The sequence below is a fragment of the Gemmiger sp. An194 genome (assembly GCF_002160145.1).
GTDB lineage: Bacteria > Bacillota > Clostridia > Oscillospirales > Ruminococcaceae > Allofournierella.
In genome coordinates this window covers 48,421-66,668 of the sequence record NZ_NFKA01000018.1, presented here as the reverse complement: position 1 = coordinate 66,668, position 18,248 = coordinate 48,421, and the positions used below count along the sequence as shown (strand labels likewise).

Sequence of the window (18,248 nt, the reverse complement as noted above, 5' to 3'; positions counted from 1 at the left end):
ACTGGCTCTGGGGTTCGCCGACAAAAATTGGTTAAATACTCCCGACAAAATATGGTCGTGATCTCCCGGCGCCAACACATGTGGTATGCGATTTTTATATGATGAAAGATTACTGATGAACTAGACATAAAGCGTCATCAGGCAAGACTTCAATTCATCAGTAAGCATCAGATGCATCATATCCAGCTCATCAGAGGTAAACTCCATTTCATTTGCAAGCTTCTCCACAGACTGGCTGCTGACTGTAATTTTAAGAGTATATGTGTATTCCGGAGCTGGGGGATCGGGAGTAGTGGATGTGACCGGATCGGGCGTTGGTGCAGGCTGAGGAATTTCCTCTTCATCAACCTCCCATTCAATACTGTGCATACGCCAGAAAATCTCCTGAATCTGCTCTTTTTTGGCTTCGTCTATCACGATTACATCATTGTCGCTGCGCAGGTTTGCATTTACGGCGAACAGGGCAAGGATTTCAGGCCAGTAGCTTGACCAGGTGTACCCGTCCGGGTAATCGTAGAAGATTTCGACGTCACTGCACTCTGGATGATCTTCAATCAGCGAGTTGATTTCATCCTCAAATTCCTGATTGGTTTCCGATACAATTTCTCGGATGGGAATCGAGCTGGGGTCATTGCTCTCATCGGCAAAAAGAATGCTGATGGGTGAACAGAGGACAACAGCGATGATGGCGATAAAGAGAACCACAATGATTGTGGCTACCACTGGCCCGCAAAAAGCGATCAGTGCGTTGCCGATAGTTTTTGCTACAGCAATAAGTGCTACTCGAATTTTGTCCCAGACAGCTGCTGCGATTCTCTGGAATTGCTCCAAAACAGCCACGCTACCTTTTTGCGCGGGCGATTTCCAAGCATTAGAAGCAAAGGCCACCGAGTGTTCGGTGGCCTTTTTTGCATTCTGCGCCAGACGTTTCTGGATAGCTCGTTTTTGAATCATGTTGTTTTTCAGTTGAGCCATCCGCTTTTGATAGATTACCTGTTGTTTTTTTGACTGCGGGAGAATTTTCGGATGCGGCGCTGATTTGTCTGAATGGATTTCAACTACCCGATTACCTTTTGACACAGGAATACTTGAGGAGGAAGTGGCAAAGGGAGATCGTACCGCAGGAGAGGTGTTCTTCTGTTTAATGTGTTTTTGAGCAGCATTTGTATGAAAGGAACCGCCCTTGTGCTGGGCGGGTGTCGTTTCAGAAAATCCGGATTCTTTTTGCGAGCGGATTTCGGTATGGCTTGCCTGAAAGGGGGATGTTCGTTCATCAGGAGACGCAGTGTCTGAAGGAATAGCACACGGCTCTTCTTGGAAGAGGTTGGCCTGTCGAGCCATCTGCTTTTCACGTATAGTTTTGAACTTTATGTAGGAGACCCGCGCGCTGTCAAAGGCTACATCTCCTGTGGTTTCAACGAGATCAGAAGTGGTATGTTGAATTTTCTGTTCGGCATACTCGGTAGATTCGCTGGAGGAAGTATCCGATGAGACATCGGTGCTGATATCCTGCTGGAATCGTCGGGTATGAGCAGCAGTATACCTAGTCAAATACTTTTGGATGGCGCGTTTTTTTATGACGTGCAGCTTTTTCTTTTTGTTCATTGGCGGATTCTCCTTGGAATGGTGTACTATATTTTGGGGTAACAAAATCGATGAATTGACGTATATATAGACGAGATCGATTTCAAAAGAGAGTGATAGGGTGGTTTCCATGAAACAGGAACAGCTTGTTGAACGATTAAAACAGGATGATGTTACGGCACTGCAAGAAATCATGGACTGTTACACTGCATATTTGTGTACGGTTGCCGGAAATTTGGCAGCATCCTTATTGACGGCGGAGGATATTGAGGAGGTTGTTTCTGATTGTTTTGTGCGTCTGTGGACGCATCGAAAATCATTGGACCCGAAGCTTTCATTAAAAGGATATTTGGTGAGAACAACAAGAAATCTGGCTGTAGATGTTTTACGAAGCCGAAAAACCAATTGCTTGCCGTTGCTGGAAGAGATTACGCAATCGGAAGATACTGTGGAAACATCGCTGGAACATAAGGAAATGTTGAGGCGCCTAAAAAAGCATTTGGAGGAACTTTCGCCTTCGGAACAAGACATTTTGATACGGTTTTATTACTATAATCAGAGAACTTGTAAAATCGCACAGGACTACGGCATCCAGCATAATACTTTGCGAACCAGATTATCCAGACTGAGAGCAGAATTAAAGAAAAAACTGGAGGGAGAGGATCGTCAATGAAAAAAAGGGTTGAACTGCATGAGCTGTTTTCAGAACTTGACGATATGGAGCGAATCGATGTGAAAGGAGCCAGTGCTGAAGCGATTAAGAAACGCACATTGACAAAGATCGCGCAGCTGAAGGAAAAAGAAAGTGAATTGCCAAAAACGCATTTCAGGATTCGGAGGAAATTTTTGGTAACGGGTATTGCAGCGGCATTGTCAGTGCTTTTTGCCATTGGAATTTGTGCCGCTTCAGAGCGCCTTTGGGGAGTCCAGCTGTTTAACAAAGAGGCAAGGAGCAAATTAAAGCAACCGCAATATGTGGTGATTTCCAGTACCAGCCAGCCGCAAAGTGAAAAAGCCAGCGAGAGAACACTCACTGGCTACAGCAAGACAATACTGGATATTGACTATCTGGAGGAGAATGATGTGCTGTTTTTTGATGATGTGGGGACGGTTTCGGGAACAAAAGATGAGTCGGCTGTGAAGTTCCCGGAATTTGTATTCAATAATGGAGAAACAGCGATTCTCACAAACGAGGACGGCAGTGGTTGGCAAATGGAGAAAAATGATACCATCACGATTTCTCTAAGACAGAACCTGAAAGACAATCCTCATGCTTTCCCGGAAGGAAACAAATTGGCATTGGGAATTATTGTGGATGGGATTCCGAATGAACTTCGATGTGACAATGAGCCGAATATGGAATATACCTATACAGCAGAAAAATCCGCGGAAGTTTATTTCTATGTACAAGACTTCTCTTCGGAACCAATTATTGTTTCGGATGTAATAGTTGTTCAATAAAATAGAAATAAAGATGTAACATTTTTTGAAAATCTACGTACTATTTGGATAAGTTAGCAATCTGTAGGCCAATTTGAATGAATGGAGATGCGGTATGAAAAAAATTATCTGTTTGTGCTTGTCTTTGATGATGGTTTTAGTCTGTACGGTAGTAGCATCTGCAGAAGATGCTTCGCCTATTGAAGGCGAGGCGACTATTTGTGTCGTTGATGAAAACGGAAATGCCAGAAAGTATACCTTCAGTCTTGAAGAACTGGTCAGTGTTCAGTATGATGCAGATGGGAATGTTGTACCGGACTCTCGTTTGAGCCTGTCGAAGCATTCGATTGCACAAGGCAATATACGATATTACTATACTTCTAGTGGTACACATTTCAAGGTGTCGGCCAATTCTACGGTTACTTTTAGTGTTACGCTAAATTCGTCGGCTCACGTTGAAATGGGATATGCGTTAAAGAATCAATCACGCAAATCTGTATATAATGGTACGAGCAAAACCCCGTCTTTTACGACTGTGTTACGTGAAGAAGGAGAATATTGCTTCTATCTCATGAACTATAGCGCAGATACAATTACAGTCAATAGTGGTTCTATTACATTATAAGGATTACGAATGTTCAGATTGCTAAAAATGTAAAATCAAATGTATTATCCATAGATTGGAACGCCTACTATGAGGTGTTCCAATCTATGGATTTTTTAGACTTATCTTTCTTCGATGGAGGAAATATCTCTGCTTGGTTGTGCAATTCCATTGAATTGCGCATATTCCTGCGGCGTACATGTGTCCGTATACAGACCAAACGACGTGGGAAGGAAAATCTGCGGGTCGTGATACAGCTTTTCATACCGGGAAATCTGCGTGTCCGTCAGACTGCAAAAGTCATCGTCCCGGATGCCGCAGATAAAAAAATCCCCCGCCAGCACATCGTAGTCGCCCAAGGTTCGATTGAAGGGCTTTCCCTTAAGCTTTCCTTCGTCATCGCAGACAATACAGACCCGGTCCGGCCAGGGGGAAACAGTTTCAATATCACCGCCCACCAGTTTTTGCAGGGCGGGCAGGGTATTGTCTACCATGCGTTCTTCCGGATATTGACCGGGACGTACAAGAAGAACACGGATTTGTTTTTCCTTATTCATCGGAATCTCCTTCTGATTTGTTTTCCAGTTCGCCGGGCTTTGTGGTGAGCAGGCGATAGCTCTTGGTATTTTTGGGATAATCGTTCACAAAGGGGATCAGAGCGTTTCCCATTTTCAGGATGCCCTGGCCGGGACGGGCTTTCAGCAGATAATTTCGCTGAATATCGGACAGGCCGTAGAGTTCCACCACATGATCGATGTCTTTGGTTTGGCGCAGCATGCACACAAATTCGCTGTTGGCCAACATGGCATAGGCAGTACTGTTGGACAGGCAGTCTTCAATGTTCTGGGTAATGCCAGTGGCAAAGGCATTGTATTTGCGAAAGCGTTTCCAGCTGGTGAAGAGGAACTGCGCGCTCAGCTCGTTTTGCAGCAGGAGATAGATCTCATCAAAATAAACCCATGTTGCACAGGCAGAACTGCTGCGCTCAGTGGTCATTACACGGGTGTTGATGAATTCCAGCATGTACAACATGGCCACCGCCTTCAGCTGACCGCCAAGACTCTGAATGTTGAAGCAGATCAGCCGGTTGGTCATATCCACATTGGTTGGCTTGGCAAACATGGACAGACTGCCGTTTACATAGACTTCCAGGGCCAGGGCAATCTCCTTGGCGCGTTCCAAAGGCTGCTCCTTCAGGTCTTTCCAAAGGTCATGCAGCGTGGGACAATCGCCCTTGTAGTTGGTCTTCACATAGGGAGCATAGATGTTTCTCAGGCTGTTGTCGATGATACTTTTGTCTCCGATATAGCCGTTGTTTTTGCCCATGATCTGCTCACAAAGGGACAGGATGAATTCCACCTTTGCTTCGTTGGGCAGCGTGTCGGAACCGGGTTCCGGCTTGTATTCCAGCGGATTCAGGTAGGTGCGGCTTTCCACCGAAATATCCACCACAATACCGCCCAGCTCTTCCACGAGCGGGCGGTACTCATTTTCCGGGTCGACAAGGTAGAAACGAGCCTTGGGAAACCGCAGGAACAGCTCCATGATCTCCTGTTTGGTGAACATGCTTTTGCCGCTGCCGGAAGTGGCAAGGATCATAGCATTGCCGTTCATCAGTTCGGTGCGCAGACCGACAATAAGGTTGCCGGACATATCATTCACACCATAATAAATGCCACCGGGTACCAGCACTTCCTGCGTGTTGAAGGGAACCAACGCAGTAACATTTTTCGTGACCATGGTATGTACGTTTTCCAAGCGGCGCAGGCCATAGGGCATAGCGGTGTTGAAGGCATCCTCCTGCTGAAAAAACAGCTCGGTGAACCGGCAGTTGTAGTTGACGGCAGTGGTTTTTAAGGCATCGGTTTCCAGAGCCAGATCTTCCAGAGAATCCGCAAAATAGGCAACGCTCAGCATGGACAGCATCATCTGCTGGTCGTCCTCAGTGATGTCGGCATAATATCGCTTCATGGTTTCTTCCTGGGCAAGAGTGCGGGGAGGAATACTGGCGGTGAAATCAAGTTTATCCACGGCTCTGCGATTGAAGCGGGCTTTTTCTGCATCCACCGCCATGCGCACCTCTTCCAGAGCCTGCATGGCATCTTCCGGTTCCACCGGAACCACATCAATGCTCAGAATGATGTAAGGGACCTGCTGCAAAAGAGTGGTGATGAACCGGTCATTCAGCTGTTGGGGGAAATGGGAGATGGACATACACTTTGCAAAGCGGCCATCGATCTCAATGTGAGAGCGTTTGAAGTTGAGTGTGTCGGGGCAGACGGCGCTTTTGAAATCGTTGCCCAGGCGTTGGCATTCGGAAAGATCAAATTGAAAATGACCTTCCTCGCCAATCCGAAAGAAGTTGTGCAGAATTTCCAGCCGTTCATTGCAGGTAACATTGGTGACTGTACAGCCCAAAGCAGAAAGGGAACTGATGAGGTGGCCCTGAATCTGACGAAGCCGATCCCGGGCTTCCCGAACATTTCTTTTTACGGTGGAAATGATAAGGAATTTTTGCTGAATCACGTTGCCCACATCGCTGGCACAGGCAATGAGATGGTCATTTTTCTCCTGCCGCAGATCGTCATGGCCATCGTGTTCAGGCTGGTACAGGATGCTTTTACGGAAACTTTTTTCATCCATGTGCTGGCTGGTAATGCAGAATTTGGCCCAGCAGTCGGAGGGGATGCCCGCATAGACAACACCATATTGTGATTGCAGGATGCGTTTGTTGCTGTCTGATAACATGGAAAAATTGATGTCGGAAATACGCCACATCTGGCTGAATACCTCGCCGGAGCGCCAGATACCATCGGCGAAAATTTCATCCACCGGGATGGACTGTTGTACCGACCGGGGGATATAGAAATGACCTCGCGTTTTCCGGGTGGAGGCATATTCATTTAATTTCATTCGGTTTTCCTTTCCCAGCTTTTTTGCGCTGTGCTTTTAATTTCAGATAACGGTTTTCCGATTTCCATATCCGCGTCCCGGCGTTGAGAAACAGGCAGCGAAACACGGCCCAGAGAAATTTTTCAAAATTCATGCCGTCATAGGTGAAGAAGCCGGAAGCAGCTACGGGGGCAGCTGCTACAATGCACAACCAGCTGGCAGTTTCCCGACCCAACAGGGGAGAGCCAAAGTAATAGATCGCTCCAGCCAGTGCCACTGCACATCCAGCGCAGATTGTTTGCCGCAGATTCATCCCAAGGCAAATGGATTCCTGGTAATGACGAATTTCTTTGTTGATTGGTGTCTGCATTGGTTATAACCCCATCATTTCGTGGATGATTCGGTCAGACCCTTTGATGAGTCCCACCAGAACTAACATATTAAATACGGTTTCGGCCAGATAGCTCCAGACCATTGTGGTGGCTTCGCCACCTCCGACCGACGGCGTGTTCACAAAGCCTGCATAGATGATGCAGGCCAATACGATCACAGCTCCTTCCAGGCATACGCCCACATAGCTTTTCAGAAAAGAAATGCCCACGCTCTGGGTGCTTTCGCCTGCAAAAGTTGAAAGAGGAAGGGGAGCCAGAGCGGTGTACAGTAGGGTAAGCGCCCAGCGCCTTGCCGCATTACTGCGGTAGGTTTCCAAACGCTCCCCTCCAAACCGGACGTACACCTCTCGATGTATCCGGCTTTCCAGATATCAGTCTAACTTTCCATTGTGCAGCTTTACATGGCAGGAGTGGCACAGCGCCATTGTCTTGCGTTTACGCGCAATCATTTGACGTTCCCATTCTGCCTTACCACTTAAATCTTTCAGTTTTCGGATATGATGGATTTCAATATCCTCTGTTTCGGCTCCGCAGAACTCGCAGATATGGCCTTGCAACCGGTCTGTCAGCCGGGTATAGCGGCGATTCTCGTTAGCCCTGCCAATGATGTCCGGATTTTCCGTTACAACGACTTTGTCGTTATGACGCATGCCCTGATTGTAAAACACAACAGACTTTGTTCCGCTCTTGGTTTGATAGGATACGGTAAAGTCTTTGTTGCGGCAGTATTTGCGGATAATTTTTCGCATACTCGTCCGATATTTCCCAGCAAAGGTCTTATACATGCTGTACTTCATCACATAGACAAAAGCGTTCAGCACAGTGGCGTTGTTTGCCAGCCGATAGTAGTTGTACATCCCGCGCACTTCCGCGTTATATTGATTCAAGATTTCAATATCATCCAGACGTATCAATCCCGGGCGTCTTACTGGCTCCCACACCTCTTTGTTTCCATGGGCCTTGTCATAGCTGATTTTCAGCGCACCATAGGAGAGCAGGCGATTCAGCCATTTTTCCTTTGGCACATACAGCTTGACTTTTCCCACGTAGGTTCGGCGTGTGAACCCGTTTTTTGTCCGAGTGCGGTTTTGCTCGCGGCTGACTGTGACCAGGTAGCCGAGGAAGCGTGCAAAGTCATTTCCATGGGTGATGAGCGTCTTTTCCGGAGACATTTCTAAATGGAGTTGCTCCTTGATAAACTCCCCCACATCGGTCTTAACTTGTTTTGCATCCTCTTTGCTTCCGATCACACCAATCAGGAAATCATCGGCGTAGCGCACATATACGACCCGCTTGTACCCTGTATCCATAGGGTCGCTATACGGGACTGTGGACAGATAATTGTTCAGTTCCCGAATCTCTGCCATAACTTTCTGGCGCTTTTCCTCACTGATTTTCGCACTATTGCGTTTCAGCCATTCCTGCTTTCCGCGCCGAACATCCAGCGGCATTTTGTAAGCTGGATTGATTTTCCGGCCTTTTCCGCAGTTAAAGGACTCTGCGTATTTTGCCATAAACACATCAAGCTCATTGAGGTATATATTCGCCAGAATCGGGCTAATCAGCGACCCCTGCGGGGTGCCGGAGTAGGTGTTGTGGTACACCCAGTCCTCCATGTAGCCTGCCTTCAAAAATTTCCAAATCAGGCTGATGAAATATTCATCTTTGATACGTCTGCGCAGTATCCGCACCAGCACATGGTGGTCGACGTTGTCAAAGCACCCTTTGATGTCGCCCTCGACAAACCATTTGACACCCGTATAATTCCGCTTGATATATTGCAGAGCTGTGTGACAGCTCCGCTTCGGACGGAATCCATGGGATGAATTTTGAAATGTGGGTTCATAGATACTTTCCAGTATCATGCGTACCACTTCCTGTACCAGTTTGTCGTCAAAGGCCGGAATACCCAATGGGCGCATTTTGCCGTTTGCTTTGGGAATATAAGTTCTTCTGGCTGGTTTCGGCTGATAGCTGAAGTCTTTTAATTTCTGTATAAGACTGTCAATCCGCTTCATACTCATGCCATCGATTGTATTCCCATCGTTTCCGGCTGTCATATTGCCAGGCTTTGCTTGAGTGCGCTCGTATGCCAACAGGAAAAATTCCGGGTTGTACAAATTCCGATAAAGCCGTTTGTAGTGGTAATCTTCATTTGCTGCTTTTGAAGTTAAACTTTCCAAAACATTCTTTGGATTTCTCATAGTGCCTCACGCACCCTTCCATTGATAGTTTGGTTGATATCCTGCCGCCCTTCGCCATGTGCAAGGCTTTCCCTTGCTCGGACTACTACGGCGGCTCCGTTGCCATACCGGATTTTCAGGCTCTGAAAGCCATAGCCTTTTTGGCACTCCGGGTTAGGCAATCCCCGGTTAAGCAGTTTGGGATAGCGAGTTGTGATGTCGGAATGGGTTTTCGTCCGTTATCCGCTTATTGCGGTTGGCTACCGTGGGTATTCCGCAATCGGTGTATACATGTCACCGATTGCCACGGTATGCGGCGAATACAACTATCCTGCGCCGCCGGCTCCAGTATGCCGCCTTGGACTGCCCTTCAAGCAATCCAGCTTTATTCCTCGTTCACAACGTTTCACCTTGCCGTTCAGTAGTGGTTCGATAGTTTCCCAACTTACGGCGTTGCCGATATGCTACACTCCCCATTGGGTTTCCCCTCCGGATAAATCGGCTGGTGATAGGGTGATTTCCACCTCCTTTCGCAATACCTTTTCCTACTGCCGCGCCACTGGCAGAATCCCAAATTGCCCGCGGGCTGCTTTGGCTTACGCCGCAGCCCTTCCGGGCGCACTATACAGCCTGAAAAAGCGTCCGTACACCGTCAGAATCATAATAAAGGAAAGCACCAGAATAAACAGACTGCCCAGGATGGTGACCAGCCATAACGGGATGCTGGCGAGAAAACCGACCTCTTCGATGGCAGTCTGGATTTCTCCGGGAAGATGAACCATGGCCTGAGAGATACCGCTCATTCTGCCTGCAATCTGAAGGACAACGCCATTGCAGATAGAGAAGATTTTCAGCATGATTTCCATGCCATAGCCCACCAGAGCTTTTGCGGCGACAAAGCGGATCAGATAATGAATGGCTGCTTCAGGTCGCTTCAGCTCATGGAAATTTGCAGTATTTTTGAACAGTGCGATGGCAAAGAACAAGATCAGCAGGCCGTAGCCCACGCCGAGAAGTGTGCTGTGGATGCCCTGCATGACAGACCATACAGCACCACCCTTGAAGGTTTCCGGGCTGGTGGTAGCCAGTGACCAGAGTTCCGTCAGTCGGTTGTTCCAGGTGGAAAAGGCACTGTTCAGATTTTCCACGATCCAGTTTTGATTCAAAGTAAGACCACCTCCAGAAAAATACCGGGCCGACCGGAGGAAAAGCGGTCGGCCCGACGATCAATCACAGGATCATGTCGAGGATGTCTTTGGCGAAATAGATGACAACACCACCGAAAAAGGTCATGAACCCCTGTGCTCGCTGGCCTGCATCATGACTTTTCAGAGCAAGGCCAATCTGGACGATGCCGAAGCCCAGCAGAATCGCGCCGATGGCCTTGATGGCACTGAAAACAAAGTCAGAAAGATTGTTGATGCTGGTCAAGGGATCACCGGCAGCAAAAACAGGGAATGCCATCAGGCAGCCGGTTGCCAGGGTCAGAGCGCAAATCTGATACAGGCGTTTGATGGTGCGCTCCTGCTGATTCAGCTTCAGATCAGAGCTTTTTTCGGTATGGTTTTTGATGATGTTCATGTCCGGATTCCTTTCGATAATAGGTTTTTTGTAATTGATGAAGTTCCTGATACATTTCGGGACTGATTTCCCGCTGTGTCAGTTGATCTACCATATCCATGGTGATGGTGGTGGCCTGCGCCATATGGTCGCCAGGCATAACAAAAGGCTCACCCCCGCCATCGGGTGTGAACCTTACATTAGGATGCTTCAGAATATCATATTTCTGGTCGATGACCGGGTCTTCGCTGCGCAGCAAAAGCAGGCAATCATTGTCATTCAAGCGGCGGATCTCATCCGGCATGGAGAGTTCCCGCCCGGCAGTTTGGACGCTTTCGCTGGAAGAACCGTGAGAGCCGCGGCTGATGCTTTGGCTTTTGGTGCGTTCCGTCTGTTTGCCCAGGATTTTGGAGAGATACTCAAAGGTACCATATTCATTGCCACCCAGATAGACCATCGAATCGCAGTTGCCGATGATTCCTTCCCAGTCATCTTTGAACAGGCTCTTCAGCTGGGCAATGTTTTGCAGGATAATGTCGCAGCTGATGTTTCGGCTGCGGCACACGGCAAGAATGTTTTTGAAGTTTTTCGGCAAAGCAACATTTGCAAATTCATCCATCATGAGCCGGACATGCACGGGCAGCGCACCGTTATATTTGGGGTTCGAGTCAGCCAGACGGAACAGCTGGTCAAACAGCTGAGTATAAAGAATGGTGACCAGAAAATTGAAGGTGGTGTCATTGTCCGGGATAACACAGAAAATCGCACGTTTTTCCAGACCAAGCTGGGGTAGAAAAGATTCGTCCCGGCTGGTCATTTCCGCAAACTGACGGCTGTTGAACATATACAGGTTCGCGGCTGCGGAAATCAGGACAGATTGCAACGTCTTGGTGGAACCCAGTTTGAAGGACTTGAATTGCAGAACTGCCGGATGGTCTGAATCACGCTCTTCCAACCGGGAAAACAGTGTTTCCAGTGGGTTTTCTTCCATGTCATTTTCGCTGAGCTGGCAGTTGGCGATCATGAACATCAGGGTGCTGAAGTTTTGTTCATAGACCGGCGCTTCATACAGCAGGTACAGGATAATGGCGGAAATGAGCATCACACTGGAATCATCCCAAAACTTGTCGCCGCTTGCAGGCGCATCCTTGGGCTTTGTGTTGTTGACGATGGCAAAAGCCAGCTTGATGGCATCCTCGTCGGTTTCCAAATAGGCCATGGGGTTGTAGTGCCCCTGAAAATGCACCAGATCAATGACGGTGACAGGGATACCCATTTCCTCATATAGCCCACCCAGAGAACGAAGCAGTTCGCCTTTGGGGTCCAAAAACAGATACGAGCAGGCACATTGCATGGCGTTCGGCTTCACATAAAAGCGTGTTTTACCAGCGCCGGAGCCGCCGATCACAACCACGTTCAGATTGTGCCGGTGCGCATGGCTGTTCATACTGAACTGCACATGAGCAGACAGCAAATAGTTTTGGTCCGGCTTTTTTCGATTACGGTATTTCCGGTTCAGATGAGCTGCGCTGCCCCATTTGGCTGTGCCATGTTCTGCGCCGGGGTGCTGGTCAGCCATGTCCAGCATATGGCAGTATACTGCCATGGGATAAAGCACCACAACTGCCAGAAGACACCCGGCAGTGTGGGAACACCAACGAACAGAAAAAGGGTCGTTCAGCAGGGTGGAGAAGACAGAAACAATACCGCTAAGACCGTCGCCCTGTTCAATGGCCTGCGCCAATGCGGCGGCAGCCCAGAGCAAAGGAATCAGAAGAATTCCCCAGAAAATCCATTCATCGTTACGTTTTGACCGCATGGGAGAACCTCATTGGATAGTTTCCGGCATAGGAAATTGTGAGGACTCCTTTTCCGGTAAGGCTTTCTGCACACAGTCCCCCATGGTACGGGAGAGTTCCCGGATGTCTTCCAGAACCTTGCGGACATCCTCACTCCTGAACAAAGGAATATACTTCTCCAACTTGACGATATATCGTTCCGGAGGTGCGATGCCGAATCGGCCGCAAAGTTCAATGCAGATGGCAAGGGAGTAAAACTGTACCTGGTCGGCCTGAGAGACACCGGGTTCGTAGTACTCGGCATAAGCTTGAAGAATTGCACCGGGTAGATAGCGAAATCGCTGTTGTTCCGTCGCGTCGGGACGGTAGAGGATCGCCTGACGTTCCGAGGCAAAAAGGACGGAGTCTGTTATTTCCTTGGATTTGCGAATGGGGACCGGGCAAAAAGGAGCTAAGGCTTCTAGGGCTTTTTTCATGTAATCCTCACCGGCAGTCAGAAGCACAAGTGGATAGGGTTTGTTTCCGTAGGTCTGAGAAAGATCGAATACTTTTTCCACAGTCAAGTAACCGTCTTGCTGGGTGAGAATAGAGACACCTTTGGCGCTTTTGCTGATGTTGCGGCCAAACGTCTGCCATTCCTGAAAGGTAAGTGCAGCTTGAGAGTCCGGAAATTCCTGCAGCACAAGAGCGGTGTTGCCGGAAGTTAATTTGGAAGCAAGTCGGCCACGCCCCAACAGATAACGCCCAAGAGTTTCTCCGTTTTGAATTACCTGACGCAGGGCCATCTGCTGCGCGGCTGCAATGGCTCCACGCTCCAGCTCTTTTTTCTGCTTCCATTCTGCAATGTCAAGGTGTACGCCATTCATAGGCTATCTCTCCCCTCTATCTGGTGTAATGGCATCCCGGGCTTGTTCTCGTGCTTTTTGAGCTGCAAGCGCAGCTTTTTTCAGTTCGATGATTGCTGTGCGCACCGAAGGCCGGGAGTCCGCTTTCGCTTCAAGATCCCCGCGCATTCGCAAGTTGCTGTCTTGCGGATGGCGGGTTAATGCTTTTTTTCGTCCTTGCCTCGTCTGCTGGGGAATGGCATAGCCCATCCGTTCATAGATGCGGTTCAGTTTGGATACATCTTCCGCTCTAAACATGATGTCCAGCTTTTCACCCTGACCCTGTTTGTCCCGGATGGGAGCAAACAACACCCCATAGTGTTTAGCCTGCTGGGTAAATTCCTTCAGATCTTTTGTCTGTATGGGGATGATCCGGAGTTCTCTCCCTTCCCGAAGAAGACGATCAAGTCGGGTTCGGCCCCGAACCTTGGGACGCTCTTTGGCGTAAGCAAGTGCCATGGAGAGAGCATTTTTGAAGCCGAGGGCGGTTAGTTTGATGGCAACCTCAGCAAATTGCAGGGACTGGCGAACCATCTGGTCAGCAGCCTCTCCGCCGTTGTTCATGGTAAATCACCTCGCTATTCCGTTGGTTTTCTTGTTCCGGTGTGCGAGCCTGTACGAGCTGTTGGCGCAGCTTGTCTGCATCCGATTCAATCTGAGAACACAGGGAAAGATCTCGGCGCATCTGTCGAATCTGAGCTGTCAGGCTCCTGATGTTGGTAGTGCGTTCTACATTGTCAACACCCCCTTTCTGTCGGTAAAGTTTGCTGCGCACGAGGATAAGCTGGTCCATTTCGGATGCGGTGCGGGCTTTGAACGAAGCCAGATCCTCGCTGGTTTCAATGTGGTTCTGCCACAAAAAATCACACTGCTGCAAATAGCGGTCAAATTTGAGAAACTCCTGTCGAAGCAAGTAGTAGCAGCGGCGAGAGTTTTTTCTCCGATAGGTTTTTCGCAGCAGGGCACAGTAATGGTAATAAAGGGCCATAAAGCCGCGCACACGCTTGTGGTGAAGTGGGTGAAATGGCGCGCGGAAAGACCGGTAGCGGCGGCGGACCAGAAGCTCCGGGGGCATCCATCGCTGGGTCTGCTGGTCAAGCTGTTCCTGATACTGCTGCCGCTCCTGACGGGGCATCTGCTGAAGCTGCCGATAATACTCGCGGACAGTAGTTTCTTCATATTGAGGACTCAGCTTTTCCAGGCGGATGCTTTTGGTGCGGCCCGGTGGAATAACGGAAGTGTATTTGTGATTTGGAGAAGCATTGACCTGATAGCCCATATTCTCCAGTTCACGAAGAAATCCTTCGTAACTCGTTGCAATAAGGAGTGCCCGGTCAGCATCTGCCTTTACCAGAGACCGGACGGTGGGCTGCCCCTGCTTTGTCCGTTTCCAATCCCCATAAGAAAGCCCATGCCCATCGGTTTCAATGACAGAGAGTTTGTATTCACGGCACAGTTCATCGGAAATCTTTCGGATTCCCTGATAGTAACTTTTGAAATCATTTCGGAACATACGGCCATCCGCAAAGCTGACGGAATTGAATACAATATGGCAATGAAGATGCTTCTGATCCAGATGAGTGCTGACGGTGCATTCGAATCGCTCTGCAAGAAAACGGCGGGCAAATTCACAGCCGATCTCAAAGCATTGTTCTGGCGTCACCTCTTTTGGGGTGAAACTCTGGATAATGTGATAGCCGAGCACACCACCGTTTTCTGGTTTGTTCCATCGGCGCTTGGTGGCTTGCATGGAAGAAAAAGCAGTGGCCGGATCACAGTTGAATCCGGCCACATACAATTGATATTCGGTTTTTTCATTGTTGCGGGTGTAGCTCAAAAGGCGTTCAAGGTCTTTGGTTTGGATGACTTCGGTTTTCTCTGGATTGGAGGTATAGGATAGGCAGCGGTTCAGATCACTGCGCACTGGTATGATTTTTGTATAAGCCATTTTTAAAATAAAAGCCGCCGTACCAAGGGCACAGCGGCAAGAATTCGAGATTAATACTACATAATTGAAGGTGGGAGATGTATATGTTCCTGGAAGTGAAAATATTGTTATTTGCACAGAAGTAGCGTATACTTTTCTTGAAACAAGAGGTTATGCAGATAAGAGCTGAAGGTTGCCGCTCTGGATAAGGATAGACAAAAGATGTATTCTCTTCGATAATCTCTTATCAGAAAAACGGCATTGTGTAAAATGGAGAGTTGAGTATGGGTGTGAACACACACATTTCTTATGAGCAAGAGCAAAATCGACGTGATGCAGTGTTAGAGCACCGGGCGATGGTGCTGAAAGCCGAGTTAGGACGCTTACAGGGGAAAAGAACCTACACAACCGAACAGGTGTACAATCAGATTTGTCGGCATTTGGGAAAAAAGAAAAGCAATATATAAAATTGGTAAGCTGTCTATATAACATAGAAAAGCCTGCTCCTGACTGCATGAATGCATGAAGGTGCAGGCTTTTCCATTGTTTTATTATCCTTCAAAATCAATGCCTAGACACTCGGCGATTTCCTGTGGATTCATACCTGCTTTTTGTGCCTGTTTCAGAATATCCTGAATTTTCTGCTTTTTGGTTTTCCGGACTTTCCGCTTGGACTTGGGGGCAAAGATCGCTGCCTTTTTTTCTTCCAACACTTTCACGCGTTTTCGCGCGGCAGCAATTTTTTCATCGTAGCTGGATACGGCAGCTTGCTTTTTCGCTTCGAGATCAGCAATTGTGTGATTTACGGCTTCGATTTTAGCGTCGAAATCCGCAGCACGTTCTTCAGGTGAACGGCGAGTCCGCTTCTTTTCAGTTTCAGAGGTCAACATATATAATCACCAGCTTTCTTTATAATTACCAAAAGAATATCACAGTTTTATAAAAAGAACAACAATAAAATATTTCTTTGTTGTAAATATAATAAATAATCAAACAAATGCTTTTTTAATCACACACAAGTCCTTTATTCAATGCGAAAGTAGCTCAAGCATACTCTTGTATTTTGGTCCAAACTTCACGCATTAAACGGGAAAGTTGTTCTGCTTGAGCGGTAGAGACGCTTCCTGCGCTGTTGGCCAGACGAGTGATTTGATTGATGTTATTTCCGATAGCGGATAGTTCCCGCACAAGATCCTTGTAGCTGTCGGGAGGACTGGGTTTAAGATTGCACCCCGCAATAAGGCTTCTGATAAAAGGCTCCATCTTGAATCCAGTTATAAAGGATTGCTCCTTCAAATGAATATATTCGGATTCAGACAAGCGAACGGTTACTTTTTTTAAACGTTTCAAGCGAATATCCTCCGAGGTAATAAAAAGCCGACTGCTCGCAAAAGCAGTCGGCAAAAATGTTTATTGTTTGGGTTCAATAGGAGAAAGAAAAGCGGAAGTAGTTTCAGCAATCACGTCAAGAATTTTCTCTGATTCCTTCTTTTGAAGATAGACTGGATTCAGTGTCGACTTTTGATATTTTAAATAGGTGTCATTGGTGATTTGAATGAGAATGGCCGAAAAGAATTGTTCCCAACTGAAATATTCACTGCTCTCGATGTGAGCGGAAGGTGATTCTAGAATGTTCTTTATGGAAATTCTCTGTGGAATCACGCCGGACTTCAGGATAATCCATTCAAAAGATTCGGGAAGATAAATGCTAAGGGAGCGTACGTTTCGTAAAGCTACTACACGTTCAATCTCAGGGCCAAAAGCTGCACCATCAGCAATAACTAGGATTTTTTCGTTATGGCTGCGTTTTACAATTTCTGGGTAAAGGTTAGACTTCCCTTTTGCACTGATGCATTGAATACCATGGTCGCTACATATCTTGGAAAAAAATTCAAAGCCAGAGTGAGCGTCTTCGACAATTACAAGATCAGGCTTTTCGTTCTTTGAAGGTATTGTATATAAAGGATAAAACTGACTATAAAGGCGTTTTGTCCCTTCATAAAGGTTACCGGATATATTACGAATTCCATATATTTCGGTTACACTGTATGGAAGATTGAAAAGACTTGCGCGAGTAGCGATTACATAATAGTTGTTGCTCTTTTGGGCCGCTCGAGCAAATTCTTTTGTGGCAACAAAAGGATCGCCTTCGTCGATGAAAACAATGCTGTTTTGGATGAGAGAGAGGTTTTGCTCCCAATTTAATGCAGAAAGAACAACACAAGGTTTATCGCATTGCACGGATACACCACTATGGGCACCATTGGCTTGGTAGGAAGCGATTAGATCAATTAGAGTGGTTTTTCCGGTTGCGCTGTCTCCGCGCAAAATAGTGAGGTTTCGGCGAATGGTGAATTTGTACTGCACTCGACGATTCCAAACTTTTACATCATAAGAGCCTTTCAAGTGATCATGCCCTCCTTAATAAAAAATCCTGCGGGTTCGACAAGCTCTTCCATGCTATGGATAATTTTATGATTGTTCAAAATTTCCAATTCGAAAGGTTTAGAACCGAAATCCATGATGTGGTAAAGATTAATCACCACATCCTGTTTGCATTCCTTTGCTATTTCCAAAATCCAGCGGGCACAGTTATCTCCGCAGGTTGATGCGTTGAATATTTTTTGAGGTTCATTGCGAATCAATAGAAGGGTCTTCACGCCGCCAGATAAGCCTGTCACCGGGATTACACCTAAGGCTTTACTTTTAATTGCACTGGCACTAAGAACTTCACCTTTGTCAATGGCTTTGATGATTTTTTGGGCGAACGGATCAGTAATCCACTTGTCCAGATATACATTGTCAAAGTACATTGATGTATTGTAAATTGCCTCCGGCATAGTTCCAAAGAAAATTTTCAGCAAGGATCATCAACTCCCGTTCGAATATTTTTCATTATATTACCACAAAAAGGCGGCCATGTGAACTGACGAAGGGGACGGGGTTTTAGGGAACACCCTAACAAGTGATAATATGCCCAATG

At 47.3% G+C, this 18,248-nt stretch carries 18 protein-coding genes and 1 pseudogene; 3 read left to right on the top strand and 16 right to left on the bottom strand.

The features are described 5' to 3' along the window. Positions 1-120 precede the first annotated feature (120 nt). Positions 121-1,605: a hypothetical protein gene (locus tag B5F28_RS11385; protein WP_087296008.1), complete on the bottom strand. Its 1,485-nt coding sequence runs from the start codon at positions 1,603-1,605 to the stop codon at positions 121-123. Positions 1,606-1,714: 109 nt separating this feature from the next. Here B5F28_RS11385 and B5F28_RS11380 point away from each other — a divergent pair, with 109 nt between their 5' ends. The 3 genes from B5F28_RS11380 (at position 1,715) to B5F28_RS14515 (ending at position 3,649) form a co-directional block, all read left to right on the top strand. Beyond that, complete coding sequence (locus B5F28_RS11380) at positions 1,715-2,257, top strand: RNA polymerase sigma factor (RefSeq protein WP_143424736.1); 543 nt, start codon at positions 1,715-1,717, stop codon at positions 2,255-2,257. Further along, the gene (locus B5F28_RS11375; protein WP_087296006.1) at positions 2,254-3,045 is read left to right on the top strand and encodes a hypothetical protein; all 792 of its coding nucleotides are present in this window, start codon (positions 2,254-2,256) and stop codon (positions 3,043-3,045) included. The genes B5F28_RS11380 and B5F28_RS11375 overlap by 4 nt, the downstream gene beginning before the upstream one ends. A gap of 94 nt (positions 3,046-3,139) precedes the next feature. Then, on the top strand, positions 3,140-3,649 hold the full coding sequence (locus B5F28_RS14515) for a hypothetical protein (RefSeq protein ID WP_143424735.1): 510 nt from the start codon (positions 3,140-3,142) through the stop codon (positions 3,647-3,649). 101 nt (positions 3,650-3,750) lie between these two features. Here B5F28_RS14515 and B5F28_RS11370 read toward each other — a convergent pair whose 3' ends face one another. From B5F28_RS11370 to B5F28_RS11295, 15 genes and pseudogenes are all read right to left on the bottom strand, one after another. Beyond that, positions 3,751-4,185 (bottom strand): DUF3846 domain-containing protein, encoded by a 435-nt coding sequence (locus B5F28_RS11370; RefSeq protein ID WP_087296005.1) that lies wholly within the window; start codon positions 4,183-4,185, stop codon positions 3,751-3,753. Next, positions 4,178-6,541: a VirB4-like conjugal transfer ATPase, CD1110 family gene (locus B5F28_RS11365; protein WP_087296004.1), complete on the bottom strand. Its 2,364-nt coding sequence runs from the start codon at positions 6,539-6,541 to the stop codon at positions 4,178-4,180. Before B5F28_RS11365 ends, B5F28_RS11370 begins: the two co-directional genes overlap by 8 nt. Continuing rightward, the gene (locus B5F28_RS11360) at positions 6,528-6,890 is read right to left on the bottom strand and encodes a PrgI family protein (protein ID WP_087296003.1); all 363 of its coding nucleotides are present in this window, start codon (positions 6,888-6,890) and stop codon (positions 6,528-6,530) included. Before B5F28_RS11360 ends, B5F28_RS11365 begins: the two co-directional genes overlap by 14 nt. A gap of 3 nt (positions 6,891-6,893) precedes the next feature. Further along, positions 6,894-7,181: pseudogene (locus tag B5F28_RS11355) on the bottom strand (hypothetical protein); the annotation flags it as partial. Between the two features lie 102 nt (positions 7,182-7,283). Then, on the bottom strand, positions 7,284-9,116 hold the full coding sequence (locus B5F28_RS11350; protein WP_087296001.1) for a reverse transcriptase domain-containing protein: 1,833 nt from the start codon (positions 9,114-9,116) through the stop codon (positions 7,284-7,286). Between the two features lie 575 nt (positions 9,117-9,691). After that, complete coding sequence (locus tag B5F28_RS11345; protein ID WP_087296000.1) at positions 9,692-10,261, bottom strand: VirB6/TrbL-like conjugal transfer protein, CD1112 family; 570 nt, start codon at positions 10,259-10,261, stop codon at positions 9,692-9,694. Positions 10,262-10,325: 64 nt separating this feature from the next. Next, positions 10,326-10,676, bottom strand: a complete 351-nt coding sequence (locus B5F28_RS11340; RefSeq protein ID WP_058965490.1) for a TrbC/VirB2 family protein — start codon at positions 10,674-10,676, stop codon at positions 10,326-10,328. Next, on the bottom strand, positions 10,639-12,474 hold the full coding sequence (locus tag B5F28_RS11335) for a VirD4-like conjugal transfer protein, CD1115 family (protein WP_087295999.1): 1,836 nt from the start codon (positions 12,472-12,474) through the stop codon (positions 10,639-10,641). The genes B5F28_RS11340 and B5F28_RS11335 overlap by 38 nt, the downstream gene beginning before the upstream one ends. Positions 12,475-12,483: 9 nt before the next feature. Then, positions 12,484-13,320 (bottom strand): hypothetical protein, encoded by an 837-nt coding sequence (locus tag B5F28_RS11330; RefSeq protein WP_087295998.1) that lies wholly within the window; start codon positions 13,318-13,320, stop codon positions 12,484-12,486. Positions 13,321-13,323: 3 nt separating this feature from the next. Continuing rightward, complete coding sequence (locus B5F28_RS11325) at positions 13,324-13,902, bottom strand: PcfB family protein (RefSeq protein WP_087295997.1); 579 nt, start codon at positions 13,900-13,902, stop codon at positions 13,324-13,326. Next, positions 13,877-15,286: a relaxase/mobilization nuclease domain-containing protein gene (locus B5F28_RS11320; RefSeq protein ID WP_087295996.1), complete on the bottom strand. Its 1,410-nt coding sequence runs from the start codon at positions 15,284-15,286 to the stop codon at positions 13,877-13,879. Before B5F28_RS11320 ends, B5F28_RS11325 begins: the two co-directional genes overlap by 26 nt. A gap of 530 nt (positions 15,287-15,816) precedes the next feature. Further along, the gene (locus tag B5F28_RS11310) at positions 15,817-16,155 is read right to left on the bottom strand and encodes a hypothetical protein (RefSeq protein ID WP_058965496.1); all 339 of its coding nucleotides are present in this window, start codon (positions 16,153-16,155) and stop codon (positions 15,817-15,819) included. Between the two features lie 154 nt (positions 16,156-16,309). After that, entirely contained in the window at positions 16,310-16,615 is a 306-nt protein-coding gene (locus B5F28_RS11305) for a MobC family plasmid mobilization relaxosome protein (RefSeq protein ID WP_143424734.1), read from the bottom strand. Between the two features lie 60 nt (positions 16,616-16,675). Beyond that, a complete protein-coding gene (locus B5F28_RS11300; RefSeq protein ID WP_087295994.1) occupies positions 16,676-17,671 on the bottom strand; it encodes a hypothetical protein in 996 nt (331 codons plus the stop codon). Beyond that, entirely contained in the window at positions 17,668-18,129 is a 462-nt protein-coding gene (locus B5F28_RS11295) for a DUF4869 domain-containing protein (RefSeq protein WP_058965499.1), read from the bottom strand. Before B5F28_RS11295 ends, B5F28_RS11300 begins: the two co-directional genes overlap by 4 nt. Positions 18,130-18,248 lie beyond the last annotated feature (119 nt).